At 67.1% G+C, this 13,500-nt stretch carries 11 protein-coding genes; 2 read left to right on the top strand and 9 right to left on the bottom strand.

The genetic code is table 11. From position 1 onward, the window contains the following. Positions 1-12: 12 nt before the first annotated feature. The 4 genes from PQU89_RS00665 to PQU89_RS00650 all read right to left on the bottom strand — a co-directional run bounded on the left by PQU89_RS00665 (position 13) and on the right by PQU89_RS00650 (position 3,586). Positions 13-735: an ABC transporter permease gene (locus PQU89_RS00665; RefSeq protein ID WP_272764138.1), complete on the bottom strand. Its 723-nt coding sequence runs from the start codon at positions 733-735 to the stop codon at positions 13-15. Continuing rightward, on the bottom strand, positions 732-1,421 hold the full coding sequence (locus PQU89_RS00660; RefSeq protein ID WP_272764345.1) for an ABC transporter permease: 690 nt from the start codon (positions 1,419-1,421) through the stop codon (positions 732-734). Before PQU89_RS00660 ends, PQU89_RS00665 begins: the two co-directional genes overlap by 4 nt. Before the next feature lie 45 nt (positions 1,422-1,466). Further along, positions 1,467-2,234 (bottom strand): ABC transporter substrate-binding protein, encoded by a 768-nt coding sequence (locus PQU89_RS00655; RefSeq protein WP_272764137.1) that lies wholly within the window; start codon positions 2,232-2,234, stop codon positions 1,467-1,469. A gap of 134 nt (positions 2,235-2,368) precedes the next feature. Continuing rightward, positions 2,369-3,586, bottom strand: coding sequence for a cyanate transporter (locus PQU89_RS00650; protein ID WP_272764136.1), 1,218 nt, complete (start codon positions 3,584-3,586; stop codon positions 2,369-2,371). Positions 3,587-3,780: 194 nt separating this feature from the next. Between PQU89_RS00650 and PQU89_RS00645 the strand changes: the two genes are divergently transcribed. Beyond that, entirely contained in the window at positions 3,781-4,659 is an 879-nt protein-coding gene (locus PQU89_RS00645) for a LysR substrate-binding domain-containing protein (RefSeq protein WP_272764135.1), read from the top strand. 283 nt (positions 4,660-4,942) lie between these two features. Here the strand turns inward: PQU89_RS00645 and PQU89_RS00640 are convergent, their stop codons facing one another. From PQU89_RS00640 to PQU89_RS00625, 4 genes are all read right to left on the bottom strand, one after another. Next, complete coding sequence (locus PQU89_RS00640; RefSeq protein WP_272764134.1) at positions 4,943-5,452, bottom strand: DUF1993 domain-containing protein; 510 nt, start codon at positions 5,450-5,452, stop codon at positions 4,943-4,945. A gap of 189 nt (positions 5,453-5,641) precedes the next feature. Continuing rightward, positions 5,642-7,363, bottom strand: a complete 1,722-nt coding sequence (locus PQU89_RS00635) for a thiamine pyrophosphate-binding protein (protein WP_272764133.1) — start codon at positions 7,361-7,363, stop codon at positions 5,642-5,644. A gap of 318 nt (positions 7,364-7,681) precedes the next feature. After that, complete coding sequence (gene ydiJ, locus PQU89_RS00630; protein WP_272764132.1) at positions 7,682-10,756, bottom strand: D-2-hydroxyglutarate dehydrogenase YdiJ; 3,075 nt, start codon at positions 10,754-10,756, stop codon at positions 7,682-7,684. A gap of 111 nt (positions 10,757-10,867) precedes the next feature. Next, a complete protein-coding gene (locus PQU89_RS00625; protein WP_272764131.1) occupies positions 10,868-11,914 on the bottom strand; it encodes a DUF1338 domain-containing protein in 1,047 nt (348 codons plus the stop codon). 151 nt (positions 11,915-12,065) lie between these two features. Here PQU89_RS00625 and gcvA point away from each other — a divergent pair, with 151 nt between their 5' ends. Continuing rightward, positions 12,066-12,983, top strand: coding sequence for a transcriptional regulator GcvA (gene gcvA, locus PQU89_RS00620; RefSeq protein WP_272764130.1), 918 nt, complete (start codon positions 12,066-12,068; stop codon positions 12,981-12,983). Between the two features lie 116 nt (positions 12,984-13,099). Here the strand turns inward: gcvA and PQU89_RS00615 are convergent, their stop codons facing one another. Beyond that, positions 13,100-13,447 carry a hypothetical protein gene (locus PQU89_RS00615; RefSeq protein WP_272764129.1) on the bottom strand — a complete coding sequence of 116 codons (348 nt, stop codon included), beginning with the start codon at positions 13,445-13,447 and terminating at the stop codon, positions 13,100-13,102. Positions 13,448-13,500 lie beyond the last annotated feature (53 nt).

The following is a 13,500-nucleotide window of genomic DNA, read 5'->3' as shown; positions in this document are numbered from 1 at the left end:
CGGTACGCACGGCTAGTGGGCGCGCGGTTGCAGGAAGGCCAGCCAGCGACGTTCGCAGCGGCGGAACAGCCACACCAGCGCGAACACCACACTGGCGTACAGCACGGCGGCGAGGCCGAAGGCCTCGAACGAGGCGTAGGTGGCCGAGTTCACGTCGCGCGCCACTTTCAGCAGGTCCGGCACGGTGGCGGTAAAGGCGATGGAGGTGGAGTGCAGCATCAGGATCACCTCATTGCTGTACGACGGCAGCGCGCGGCGCAAGGCGGACGGCAGGATGATGCGGCGGTACAGGGTGAAGCGCGACATGCCGAAGGCGCGCGCCGCCTCGATCTCGCCGTGCGGGGTTTCGCGGATCATGCCGGCGAACACCTCGGTGGTGTAGGCGCAGGTATTCAGCGCAAACGCCAGCAGCGTGCAGTTGAAGCCTTCGCGGAAGAAGGCGTCCAGCAGCGGCTGCGTCCGCACCGACTCCAGGCTGTAGATGCCGGAATAGATGATCAGCAGCTGGATATACAGCGGCGTGCCGCGGAACACATAGGTATACAGCCACACCGGGCCGCTGATGAAGCGGTTGGGCGCCACTCGCGCCACCGCCAGCGGCACCGACATCACGAAGCCGATGGCAATCGACAACAGCAGCAGCCACAGCGTCATGGCCAGCCCGGACAGGCGGTAGCCGTCGCTCCACAGGTAGGCCTGGCCGTATTCCTGCACGATGGCAATGATCTCGTTCATAGCTCGGCCTTTCTGACACCGGCGGCGTAGTGGCGGCCCAGCCACGCCAGCAACAGGGTGGACACCGTGGTGATGGCGAGATAGATCGCCGCCGCCACCAGGCTGAAGAAGAATAGCTGCAGCGAGCCCTTGCCGGCGTCCTGGGTGGCTTTCACCACGTCGGACAGACCGATGATGGACACCAGCGCGGTGGCCTTGATCATCACCTGCCAGTTGTTGCCGATGCCGGGCAGTGCGAAGCGCATCATCTGCGGGAACAGCACGCGGCGGAACACCTGCCACGGCGTCATGCCGTAGGCCACCGCCGCCTCCAGCTGGCCGCGCGGCACCGCCTGGAACGCGCCGCGGAAGGTCTCGGTGAAGTAGGCGCCGTAGATGATGCCCAGCGTCACCACCCCGGCCACGAACGGGTCGATGTCGATCTGCGCCAGCCCGGCCCATTCAGTCAGGTGGTTCAGCGCGATCTGCAGGCTGTAGAACAGCAGCAGCATGGTGACCAGATCCGGCACGCTGCGGATCAGCGTGGTATAGCCTGCGGCCAACGTTTGCAGCAGGCGGCTGGCCGACAGCCGCGCGCTGGCCCCAAGCAGGCCCAGCAGCAGCGCCGCCGCCAAGGCCAGCAGCGCCAGCTGCAGCGTCATCCAGGTGCCGCTGGCGATCAGCGGCCCATAGCCTTGTAACATGATGATCTCCTTGCCGGCCGGGGCTGCGCGCCCCATGCCGGCGGCGGCTTAGTAGATGTCGAAGGAGAAGTACTTGCCGGACAGCCGCTTGTAGGTGCCGTCCTTGTGCAGCTCGGCCAGCGCGCGGTTGAGCTGCTGCGCCAGATCGCCGTCTTCCTTGCGCAGGCCGATGGCGGCGCCGACGCCCAGGGTCTTGCTGTCGGCCACACCGTTGCCGGCAAAGGCGTAATCACGCCCGGCGGCGGTCTTGAGGAAGCCCAGCTCGGCCTGCACCGAGGACTGGAACGCCGCATCCAGCCGGCCGGAGGTCAGGTCCTGGTACACCTGGTCCTGGTTCTGATACGAGGTCACCGTCACCCCCTTCGGCTCCCAGTAGGCCTTGGCATAGGCCTCGGCGGTGGAGCCCTGCTCCACGCCGATGCGCTTGCCGCGCAGGGTGTCCGTCGCCGGCTGCAGCGCGTTGCCCTTCTTCGCCACCAACCGCGGCGGCACGTTGTAGATCTTGTCGCTGAAGCTGATCTGCTGCAGGCGCTTCTCGGTTACCGCCATCGACGACAGGATGGCGTCGAACTTCTTCGCCTTCAGCGCCGGGATAATGCCGTCCCAGGCGTTTTCCACCCACACGCACTTGGCCTTCAGCTTGGCGCACAGCGCGTTGCCCAGGTCGATGTCGAAGCCGACCAGCTCGCCGCTGGCGGCCTTGGACTCGAACGGGGCGTAACTCGGATTGACGCCGAAGCGGATGACTTTCCAGTCCTTCGCCACCGCGCCCATGGATGCACAAACCAGCATCACGCTCAGAGCAAGCTTTTTCATGACAGATCTCCTCTTGATGTAGACAGGCGTGGACGACCACACCGTTGCGGCCAACCTTGCTATCGCTTTTGCTTTGGGTTGGCCGTACTGCAACCGGCGGCGGCGCAACGGCCGCGCACCGGAAAAACCTTGACTCAGATGCCGCGCATGCTGCGGCGGTAGCTGGCCGGCGCGAAGCACACCGTCAGCAGCGCCATCGCCAGCACGATGGCGCAGTGCCACCACCAGCCGGTGGCAAAGCTGCCGCCGCGATCGCGGAACCAGCCCAGCACCCACGGCCCGACGGCGGTGATCAGGAAACCGCAGCCCTGCACGAAGGCGGCCAGCAGGCCGGCCTGGCGCACATCGGGCAGGTGCTCCAGCACCACGATCAGGCTCAGCGAGAAAAAGCCGCCAAGGCCGATGCCGGCCAGCGCCGCCCACAGCCATGGCGCCAGCTGCGGCTGCAGCGCGAGACCGGCAAACCCGGCCGCTTGGCAGGCCAGCGCCAGCCACAGCATGGCGCGGCGGTCGTGGTGATGGCGCGACAGGAAGGGCAGCGCAAAGGCCGCCGCCGCCTGCAGCAGCGCCATCCACGCCAGCAGGTTGGCCGCCGCCTGCGCCGCCTGTCCCTGCTCGCGGTAGAACGACGGCAGCCACGCCACCAGGCTGGAATAGCCGCTATTGGTGAGGCCGAAATACAGCGCCAGCTGCCAGGCCCGACGGTTGCGGAAGAAACCGCGCATCGACAGCCCGCCGTCGCCCGGCCCCGCCGCCAGCGACATGCCGGCGGTCTGCTGCAGCCACAGCCCGAGGCCCAGCAGCGCCGGCAGCAGCCATACCGCCAGCCCCAGCCGCCAGCCGCCGTAGTGCTCCAGCCACGGGCTGGCCATCGCGCCCAGCGCGCCGCCACCGACCAGCGCCGCCGAGTAGATCCCCATCGCCAGCCCCACCCGCTGCGGGAACAGTCGCTTGGCCACCCCTGGCATCAACGCCTGGATCGCCGCCACCCCGGCACCGGCAACACCGGCTCCGGCGATCAGCGCGGCACTGTCCGCCGCCCACAACCGCGAGGCGCAGCCGGCGGCCAGCAACAGCAGCGCCAGCGCCACCGTGCGCCGCTCGCCGATGCGCTGCGCCAGCTGCGCGCCGACAAAGGCCAGCAGCCCCATCAGCAGGAACGGCAGCGCCGTCATCACCGCCGCGGCGCGGAAGCTGAGGCCGGTGGCGGCGCGCAACGGCTCCAGCAGCGGCCCGACCGAGGTGATGAAAGGCCGCAGGTTGAGCGCCACCAGCGCCAGCAGCAGCAGTGCCGCCAGCGGCAATTCAGCGCCCAGCGCAGCGGGAGCAGCCACGACACGCGATTCAGCCACGGCGCACTTTCCGGCCGGCATCGCCGGCTCGGCGCGGCAGGCTCGCGCTGATGAAGGGGGTGGACAGGGACTGCGCCATGATTTGACTCCTCAATGCTTCGCACGGTGGCGGGGGTGATTGCTTGCGATGAGTCTACTGAGCCGCGCTATAATTCAGAAATTAAATGTTCAACTAACCATCAGTGGAAAACGCAATGACAAATCCGATGCTGGACCCGGTGCTGCTGAAGAGCTTTGTCGCGGTGGTGGAGAGCGGCAGCTTCACCCGCGCCGGCGAGCGGGTCCACCTGAGCCAGTCCACCGTCAGCCAGCACCTGCGGCGGCTGGAAGAGCAGCTGGGCAGCGAACTACTGGACCGCAGCGGCCGCTACGTGGTCACCACCGAAAGCGGCACCCGCCTGCTGGGCCATGCGCGACGGCTGCTGACGCTAATGGAAGAGGCGGTGGCGGAATTGCATGCGGGCGAGGTGCAGGGCGAGATCCGCCTCGGCGTGCCGGAAGACTTCGTCGCCGACCTGCTGACCCCGCTGCTGGGCGCCTTTGCCCGCGACTACCCGGCGCTGCGGCTGGAGGTCAGCAGCGGGCTGAGCAATATGCTGTGGCAGCAGTTCAGTGCCGGCAGCTACGATCTGGTGCTGGTCAAGCAGCGCCAGGGCCACACCGTCGGCGACGCCGCGTGGCCGGAGCCGCTGGCTTGGCTGGACAGCCGCGACACGCCGACCTTCGAGCGCGAACCGCTGCCGCTGGTGGTGTTTCCCGTCGGCGGCCTGTACCGCGACGAGATGATCCACGCGCTGGAAAGCAGCGGCCGCCGCTGGCGCATCAGCTACAGCAGCGCCAGCCTGGTCAGCATCCGCGCCGCGGTGGCCAGCGGCCTCGGCGTCAGCCTGCTGCCGGCCCGTCTCGCCCGCGCCGACCACCGCAGCCTGACGCCGGCACAGGGCTTCCCGGTGCTGCCGGCGCTGGAGCTGGTGCTGCACAGCCGCCCGGAAGTACCGCAGCGGGTGCGTGATCTGGCACAGCGCCTGATCGTGCTGTGCGATGCGGTGATGCAGGCCGAGCCGCGGCCGTAGCACGGCCGGGCATGAAAAAGCCGCCGCGATCCGGGTGGATCACGGCGGCAGGGATCTGGTGAAGACACTGCCCTGGCGCGCTGCGCCGCCGCATCGGCCTGGAGCGACACGACACGCCACGGTGCCGGAACAGCGGCAGCCCGTCGCGCCGTCGCGCCGTGGCGGCCGGGGATGCCGTCAGTGCCGGGCTTTACGGAGCCAGCCTGCCGGGCGGACAGTTCAAGTCCGGATCCGGCGCGGCCGCACATGTACCCGCCCGCCATCAGGCCGCTATTGCCGGTGGCTAACCGTCAGCACCGAGGTAGTCCGCCTTGCCCAGCGGCACACCGTTGTGGCGCAGGATGTCGTAGGCGGTGGTGAGGTGGAAGTAGAAATTGGGCAGTACGAAATACTGCAGGTAGTCCTGGCCGCGGAAGGTCATGGTCTGGTGCGGAAATTTCAGCACGATGTCGCGCTCGTCACTGCCATCGAACTGCGCCGCTGGCAAGCCCTGCAGAAACAGCACGGTCTTGGCGATACGCTGCTGCAGCTCGGCAAAGCTGGTTTCGGTATCCGGATAACTGGGGACCTCCACCCCGGCCAGCCGCGCGCCGCAGCCCTTGGCAGTGTCAGTGACAATCTGCACCTGACGGATAAACGGAAACATGTCCGGCGCCAGCCGCGCCTGCAGCAATACGGCGGCATCGAAATGACGGCTCTCTGCATTCAGCAGCGTCTTGTCGAGAATGGCGGACAGATTATTCAGCGCGCGCAACAGCGGCGGTATCGCGGCCTGATACATGGATAAAGACATGATATGGCTCCTGCAATGGGTGGTCATGCGGCCAACGTTGGCCGCAGCGGACACTTCACCATAGCCGATGGCAGCCGGGACCAAGACTAGAATAAGCCCCGTTGCACCGTGCCTTGCTGACCGACCCACCGCCACCCCGCAAGGAAAAAACCGGCCCGCAGGCCGGTTTTGTCACATCAGGAAACCACCTCAATCGCGCGCCAGCGCCGCCTGGGTGATGGTGGACAGCGTGGCGCGGGTGCTGATGATGTCCGGCGGCAGGCGGATTTCCAGCAGCGTGCCGCTCTCGCGCGCCAGTGCTCGTTCCAGCGCCGCGTCGAACTCGTCGTTGCTGGCGATGCGCTCGGCGGCGTAGCCGTAGGCGCTTGCCAGCTGGCAGAAGTCCGGGTTGCCCAGCTGGGTGCCGCTGATGCGATTAGGGTACTCGCGCTCCTGGTGCATGCGGATGGTGCCGTACACGCCGTTGTTGAGCAGCAGGATGATGGATTTGCCGCCGTGCTGCAGCGCGGTGGCCAGTTCCTGGCCGTTCATCAGGAAGTCACCGTCACCGGCGATGGTGAAGGCGGTGCGGCCGGTGGCGAGGTTGGCCGCAATGCCGGCCGGCACGCCGTAACCCATGGCGCCGTTGGTGGGCGCCAGCTGGGTTTTGTGGCCTTTCACCACGCCGTGGTACTGGAAGTAGCGGTGAATCCAGCTGGCGAAGTTGCCGGCGCCGTTGGTGATTACCGCATCGGCCGGCAGCTGGCGCTGCAGGCTGGCGATCACGCGCGGCAGGTCGATGTCGCCGCTGATGCCGTCGCTCAGCCCGGCCAGGCGCTGCGGCACCAGGTTGGCGCGGTAGTCGGCGTTCAGCTGCTGGCTCCAGGCCTGCCAGCGCGGCGTGGCGGCCGGCACCGGCAAGGCGGCCAGCGCCTGTGCGGCGGCGTTGACACCGGACTGGATCGCCACGTCGGCCTGGTACACGCGGTCCAGTTCGTCGCCCTGCGACAGGATGTGCACCAGCTGCTGCTGGCTGCGCGGCGCCTGCAGCAGGGTGTAGCCGCCGGTGGTCATCTCGCCGAGGCGAGCGCCGATGGCGATGATCAGGTCGCTGTTGCGGATGTTGGCCGCCAGCGGCGGGTTGATGCCGATGCCGACGTCGCCGGCATACAGCGGGTGATGGTTGTCAAAGCTGTCCTGGAAGCGGAAGGCATTGCCCACCGGCAGCTGCCAGCGTTCGGCAAAGACTTGCAGCGCGGCGGCGCCTTCGGCATCCCAGCCACTGCCACCGGCGATCAGCAGCGGGCGTTCGGCCTGCTGCAGCAGGCGTTGCAGCGCGGCGATGCCGGCCGGGTCCGGATGTGGTGTTACCGCCTCCACCCGCGGCAGCGCCTGCAGGCTGTCGGCCACCGGCTGCACCAGCATGTCTTCCGGCAACACCAGCACCACCGGGCCGGGACGGCCGTTCATGGCGGTGGCGAAGGCGCGGCTGATGTATTCCGGGATGCGGTTGGCGTCGTCGATGCGCTCCACGCGCTTGGCCATGCCCTTGGTGGACGGGCCGAAGTACACGCTGTAGTCCATTTCCTGGAACGCTTCGCGGTCGCGGCAATCGCTGCCCACGTCACCCACCAGCAGCACCATGGGGGTGGAATCCTGGAACGCGGTGTGCACGCCGATGCTGGCGTTGGTGGCGCCGGGGCCGCGTGTTACCAGGCACACACCGGGGTGGCGCGTGAGCTTGCCGTGCGCCTCGGCCATGAAGGCGGCGCCGCCTTCGTTGCGGCAGGCCACGAAGCGGATCTGCTCGCGGCTACGATAGAAGCCATCCAGCACCGCCAGGTAGCTTTCCCCCGGCACGCCAAAGGCGATGTCCACACCCTGTGCCACCAGGCACTCCACCAGCAGATGCCCTGCCAACTTGCTGTTCATGCATTACCCCCTTGTCGGTGGTGAGTTGTCACCGTGCGGCCAACCTTGGCAGCCACACGTCGGGCGGTTCGAAAATTTTCGAGGCGCCCGCCTGGCAGGCCGGCTTGGCCCACCGCAAAACAGTCACGGCCGGTGGCGGTGTGCCACCGGTCAAAATGCAGTACAACGGCGCTGGCAGGGCCTGGCCACGATCTGCTGCGCGTCGGCGATACGGCGTTGAAACCGACTTCGGAATGCTCACTTACCACTTGTAAACTCCGCTTCCTCAGTCGTTTTCGCCTTGTCTCTCCCTAGCTCGCTAGATCGTGATTACTCCAGTCAGGCAGCCGGCGTCAAAGCCCTCAGCAGCGCACTGGCTGGATGCGGCAGCGCCACGTCGTCCATCAGCGCCACCTGGCAGCGGCAGGAGTAGCCGGTGGCCAGCAGCGGGCTGTCGTCACGCTGGCCGGCAACAATGCCCTGCCAGCTCTGGCGATAGATGGTTTCCGACAGCGCACGCTTGTCTGCCTCGTGGCCGAAGGTGCCGGCCATGCCGCAGCAGCCGCTGGCGCGGGTGGCCAGGTTCAGGCCGCAGGCAGCAAACACCTGCTGCCAATCGCCCACCGCCGCCGGGGCGTTGGTCTTCTCGGTGCAGTGCGGCAGCAGGGTGAAGCTTGCGCGCCCGATATCATCACTTTGGGCCGCTCGTGCGTCTGCCGGCAGCTCGGCCAGTCGGCTGGCCAGCCATTCCTGCAGCAATTGCACCTTGGGCAATTCACCCGGCGCCAGCTCACCAATCCCGGCCAGCTTGGCGTATTCGCTGCGGTAGGTCAGCGTCATCGACGGGTCGATGCCCACCAGCGGCAGGCCGCTGGCCGCCAGCTGTTGCAGGCTGGCCACGTTGGCCGCCGCCACTTTCTCGAAGCGGGCGAGGAAGCCATGCACGTGCAGCGGCTTGCCGTTGGCGCGGAACGGCGCCAGCAGCGGCACAAAGCCCAGCCGTTGCAGCAGCGCGAACACATCCAGCACCAGCGGGGTTTCGAAGTAGCTGGTAAAGGCGTCCTGCACCACAATCACCGCGCGGGCGCGATCCGCCGCCGGCAGTGCAGCCAGCGCCTGCGGGCTGGCCACGGCCACGCCACGGCGCGCCAGTTCGGCCTGCAGATTGATACCGGACAGCAGCGGGCTTGCCACCAGGTTCAGCTTGCGCATCAGCATGCGGCCAAGCTTGCTGCCGATCACGCCGTTGTACAGCCACGGCAGGCGTGCTGCCAGCGGCAGCGCATGTTCCAGCCCGCCGATCAGATAGTCCTTGAGCGGGCGCAAGTAACGGCCGTAATACAGCTCCAGAAACTTGGCGCGGAAGCTTGGCACGTCCACTTTCACCGGGCACTGGCCAACGCAGGACTTGCACGCCAGGCAGCCGTCCATTGCTTCCTTCACCTCGTGCGAGAAGTCGGCGGCGCCACGGCGCTGGCCCAGGGTGTTGGCGATGCGCGCCGGCAGGCCGGCGACAAAGCCACGCGCCCGCAGCGCGCGGCTGGCGCTCACCGGGTCACTGCCCTGCGCGGCCAGCTGCCGCAGCCACTCGCGCAGCAGCGAGGCGCGGCCTTTCGGCGAATGGCGGCGCTCGCGGGTGCCCTTCCACGACGGGCACATGGCGTCGTCGGGGTCGAAGTTGTAGCAGGCGCCGTTGCCGTTGCAGTGCAGCGCTTCGTCGTAGTGCGCTCGCACGGCGATGGGGATGGTGCGGTCCAGCTGGCCACGGGTGGTCACGCCGTCCACCTTCCACAGCCCGTCCGGCGTCGGCGCGGCGATCTTGCCGGGGTTGAGCTGGTTGTACGGGTCGAACGCCGCCTTGATCTGCTGCAGCCGCGGGTACAGCGGGCCGAAGAAGGCCGGCGCGTACTCCGAGCGCACACCCTTGCCGTGCTCGCCCCACAGCAGGCCGTGGTACTTCTGGGTAAGCGCCACCACGCCGTCGGTGATGCTGCGCACCAGGCCTTCCTGCGCCGGGTCTTTCATGTCGATGGCCGGGCGCACATGCAGCACGCCGGCATCCACGTGGCCGAACATGCCGTAGCTCACGTCATGGCTGTCCAAGAGCGCGCGGAATTCGGCGATGTAGTCGGCCAGGTGTTCCGGCGGTACCGCGGTGTCTTCCACGAACGGGATCGGCCGCCGGCTGTCGTTGACGTTACCGAGCAGACCCACCGATTTCTTGCGCATGCCCCAGATGCGGCCAACCGCGGCGCCGCGCGCCACGGTGTGGCCCTGACGGCCATGGCTGCTGCCTTCGGTGTCCAGCTGCGCGCCGATGGCAGCCAGCGTGGCTTCCAGTGCGGCATCGCTGTCGGCGAGGAATTCCACCAGGTTGATGCCCTGCGCCGGGGTGGCGTCGTCGGGGAAGAACTCGCGCACCCCGTGCCACACGATGTCCTGCCGCGCCAGGTTCAGCACCTTGGAGTCCACCGTTTCGATGGAGGCGGCCCCCAGGCGCATCAGCGCCGGCGCATCGCGCAGCGCGGCGTCGAAGCTGGCGTAGCGCACGTTTACCAGCGCGCTGGCGCGCGGCATCGGCAGCACGTTCAGCCTGGCTTCCACAATGAAGCCCAGCGTGCCTTCCGAGCCGCACAGGATGTTGTTGAGGTTGAAGCGGCCGGCGTCGTCGCGGATGTGCGCCAGGTCGTAGCCGGTGAGGCAGCGGTTGAGCTTGGGAAACTTGTCGGCGATCAGCGCCGCGTCGTCGCGGCGGATGTCGTCCAGCAGGCGGTGCACCATGCCGACACGGTCGTCGCGGCCGCTGATGGCGGCGAACTCGGCCTCGTCCAGCGGAGAGGAGTGCCACAGCGTGCCGTCCAATAGCACGGTGTCCAGCGCCAGCACGTGGTCGCGGGTCTTGCCGTACAGGCAGGAGCCCTGGCCGCTGGCGTCGGTGTTGATCATGCCGCCGATGGTGGCCCGGTTGGAGGTGGACAGCTCCGGCGCGAAGAACAGCCCGTGCGCCTTCAGCGCGGCATTGAGCTGGTCTTTCACCACGCCGCCCTGTACCCGCACCCAGCGCTCTGCGGCGTTGATTTCCAGGATGCGGTTCATGTGGCGAGAGATGTCCACGATCACGCCGTGGCCCAGCGACTGGCCATTGGTGCCGGTGCCGCCGCCACGGGCGTTGAAGCTCAGGCCCTGAAAGCGCGGCTCGCCGGCCAGGCGGGCGATGCGGATCACGTCGTCGTTATCGCGCGGGAACACCACCAGCTGCGGCAGCACCTGGTAGATGGAGTTGTCGGTGGAGAGTACGGTCCGGTCGGCATAAGCGTGGCTGATCTCGCCGGCAAAGCCGCGCACGGCCAGTTCGGCCGCGAAGTCGAGGTACAGCGTGTCGCTGGTGGGGGTGGTATGCAGACGGGGAATCATGTGTGTGTTCTGGCAAAAGGTTGGCCGCAGGCCGGAAAAAGACCTGCCCCGTTACGCAGGGCAGGTCAAGCAGGCAACAAGGAGCCGTTACCCAGAGAGATCAGACTGCACTCAGCAGGCAGCGGCGGTCATCTTGAAGATGCCCTGCGCGTTGGAGCTGTCGAAGCGCAGGTCCAGCTTGCTGTGGCCCGCTTCGTCGGTGTAACGGTCGCGGGTGATGAATTCATAGAACGAGCCCGGCACGATGCGGCTGACGCGCTGGCCATCGGCGTCGATGAATTCGCGCTCCACCTGTGCTGCCTTGAACGCGGTCTGGCGTACGCGGCCGCTGGCGGACACTTCCACCTTGTCCTTGATCGGCTGGCCCTTGGCGCGCAGCTCGTCGGCGGTGGCGAATACGTCCGCCACGTGGTCGGTGGCGTGGTTGAAGGCGTTGCCCTCGGTGGAGATCCACGCCATTTCGGCGGATTCCTGCAGCAGGGTGTGGTAGTCGGCCAGTGCCGGGGTAGTGTGCTGCACGTCGAAGCAGCCCACCAGCTTGGGCAGCAGGCTGGCGGCATCGGCGAACGGCAGTTCGCGCTTGTCAGACAGCGTGGCCAGCAGCGCCTTGTCTTCGGCGGACAGCGGATCGCGCGCGGTGGATACCACCTTGTTCACCGCCGCCTGGAAGGCCGGCGAGAACTGGTCCACGTGCAGTTCGGACACGAAGAACTGCGCCACCTGCTCCGGTGCATCCTGATGACAGTAGGCGCGGCCGGTCATCTTCAGGCGCGGCAGCGGGTACACGTCGGCTACGGCAAAGCCCAGCGGCTCCAGCAGGCGCTTGAAGGCCAGCTCGCCCTGCGGCAGCGCGCCGGTGTTGGCCGCAGCCACGGTGCGCAGCGCGCCGTGGTCGAACACCACCTGGCCGCCGGCAGCCAGCTTGTCTGCCACGTAGCGCTTGCCTTCCGGCACCGCTTCCAGGTTCTTCGCGAACAGCAGCATGTTCATCGCCTGCGCCAGTACCAGGCGCGATACGGTGGCGCCGGCCTGCTCGGCCAGCAGTACGTCTTCGACCTTGATCATGGTGAACAGCTCGGCGGCGGCTTTTTCACCGGCTACCTGTAGCAGCAGTTTGTGCAGTTGGCTGTTGGCGGCGGACGCTTGAGTTTGTGTCATTTGTGAATACCCTTCCCTGAGTGTGCGATGGCGCCGGCGATCTATTGCTGATCTTTTCCGCGGCGTTGATGAAGCAAAGTGTCACGGCTTTCCCTGTCGCGCTCAAGCGATGTATTCTGCTGACTTCATTCCTTAAACTCATGAACTCACCATGCGCCGCACCCTCCCCTCGCTGATGGCCCTGCAGTGTTTCGAAGCCGCCGTGCGCCACCTGAGCTTTACCCGCGCCGCCGAAGAACTGAACCTGACGCAAAGCGCGGTCAGCCGCCAGATCCGCGGGCTGGAAGACTTCATCGGCCGCCCCTTGTTCGAGCGCGTCAAACAGCGACTGGTGCTGACCGTGGCCGGCGAGGCTTACGCCGCGGCAATCCAGGATGTACTCGATCGCGCCGAGGCCGCCACACTGCAGCTGATGGCCTATCGCGGCGAGGGCGGCGTGCTCACCGTGGCGATGCTGCCCACCTTCGGCTCGCGCTGGCTGGTGCCAAGGCTGGTGGATTTCAGCGCGCGCTACCCGGACATCCAGCTCAACCTGGTCACCCAGGTGCGGCCGTTCGATTTCGACAAGGTGGAGGCCGACGTGGCGATTCACTTCGGCCCGGCGCTGTGGCCGGGTGCCATCTGTCACCGGCTGATGGGCGAGGACATCGTGCCGGTGTGCGCGCCCGGCCTGCTGAAAAAACCGCTCGCCGACGTACGCGAGCTGCTGGACTACACCCTGCTACAGCACACCACCCGGCCGCAGGCGTGGAACGACTGGCTGTCCGCCGCCGGCCTGCAGGACATGGATACCCACCAGGCCAGCCTGCTGTCCGGCCCGCGCTTCGAGCATTTCTTCATGGTGATCCAGGCGGCGATCTCCGGCCTCGGCATCGCGGTGTTGCCGCAGTTCCTGGTGGCGGAGGAGCTGGCCAGCGGTCGGCTGCAGCTGGCACTGGACCAGCCGGTGCGCAGCCAGCATGCCTACTACCTGGTGCACCCGGCGACCCGCACCGACGTGTACAAGGTACGCGTGTTCCGCGAATGGCTGCTGGCGCAGGCGGCGCAGGAAGAGGCTGCCCTCTCCTAGCCGGATAAGCGCAGCGCATCCGGGACGCGGGGGAGAAAGGATTGCGCAGCAAGGTTGGCCGCAAGCGCTCACCCGCCATGCGGCCAGGCTTGCCGTACACGGCGCACGGGCAGGCCTCAGGGGATGAAGGTCAGGAAGCTCCAGGCCACCATGATGTTGGACATCAGCGCAACGCCGACCGCGAAGCTGATGCCGGAAAACAGCGTCCACAGCTGAAACAGCTGCTCCCAGTCCGGCACCTGCAGCGCCAGCTCCTTGGCCAGCTGGTGGCTGGCCAGCAGCAAGGCGCACAGGACCGCCCACTTCAGCAGATAGCCGGGCAGGTATTTACGCTGTTCGCGGTTGTAGCGGTAGTTCTGCTCGCGCAGCATTTGATCGCCGTGGGTGACATCACGAAACAGCCAGTACGGGATGAAATAGAGATACAACAGCTGCAGTAGTCCGGGTTCCGGCGTAGTGGGCATGATCGTGCCTCCAGCTTGTGCCAAAACGGCGCCCGCCGTCTTGCAGGGTAGTC

It is taken from the genome of Vogesella indigofera, from assembly GCF_028548395.1.
In the GTDB taxonomy this organism is placed as follows: domain Bacteria; phylum Pseudomonadota; class Gammaproteobacteria; order Burkholderiales; family Chromobacteriaceae; genus Vogesella; species Vogesella indigofera_A.
This window is presented reverse-complemented; position numbering and strand designations above follow the sequence as displayed.

Coding starts and splice junctions, on each gene's coding strand:
- PQU89_RS00640 (WP_272764134.1), bottom strand. CDS start 5,452: ATGTCTTTATCCATGTATCAGGCCGCGATACCGCCGCTGTTGCGCGCG.
- PQU89_RS00655 (WP_272764137.1), bottom strand. CDS start 2,234: ATGAAAAAGCTTGCTCTGAGCGTGATGCTGGTTTGTGCATCCATGGGC.
- PQU89_RS00625 (WP_272764131.1), bottom strand. CDS start 11,914: ATGACACAAACTCAAGCGTCCGCCGCCAACAGCCAACTGCACAAACTG.
- PQU89_RS00645 (WP_272764135.1), top strand. CDS start 3,781: ATGACAAATCCGATGCTGGACCCGGTGCTGCTGAAGAGCTTTGTCGCG.
- PQU89_RS00615 (WP_272764129.1), bottom strand. CDS start 13,447: ATGCCCACTACGCCGGAACCCGGACTACTGCAGCTGTTGTATCTCTAT.
- gcvA (WP_272764130.1), top strand. CDS start 12,066: ATGCGCCGCACCCTCCCCTCGCTGATGGCCCTGCAGTGTTTCGAAGCC.
- PQU89_RS00635 (WP_272764133.1), bottom strand. CDS start 7,363: ATGAACAGCAAGTTGGCAGGGCATCTGCTGGTGGAGTGCCTGGTGGCA.
- ydiJ (WP_272764132.1), bottom strand. CDS start 10,756: ATGATTCCCCGTCTGCATACCACCCCCACCAGCGACACGCTGTACCTC.
- PQU89_RS00665 (WP_272764138.1), bottom strand. CDS start 735: ATGAACGAGATCATTGCCATCGTGCAGGAATACGGCCAGGCCTACCTG.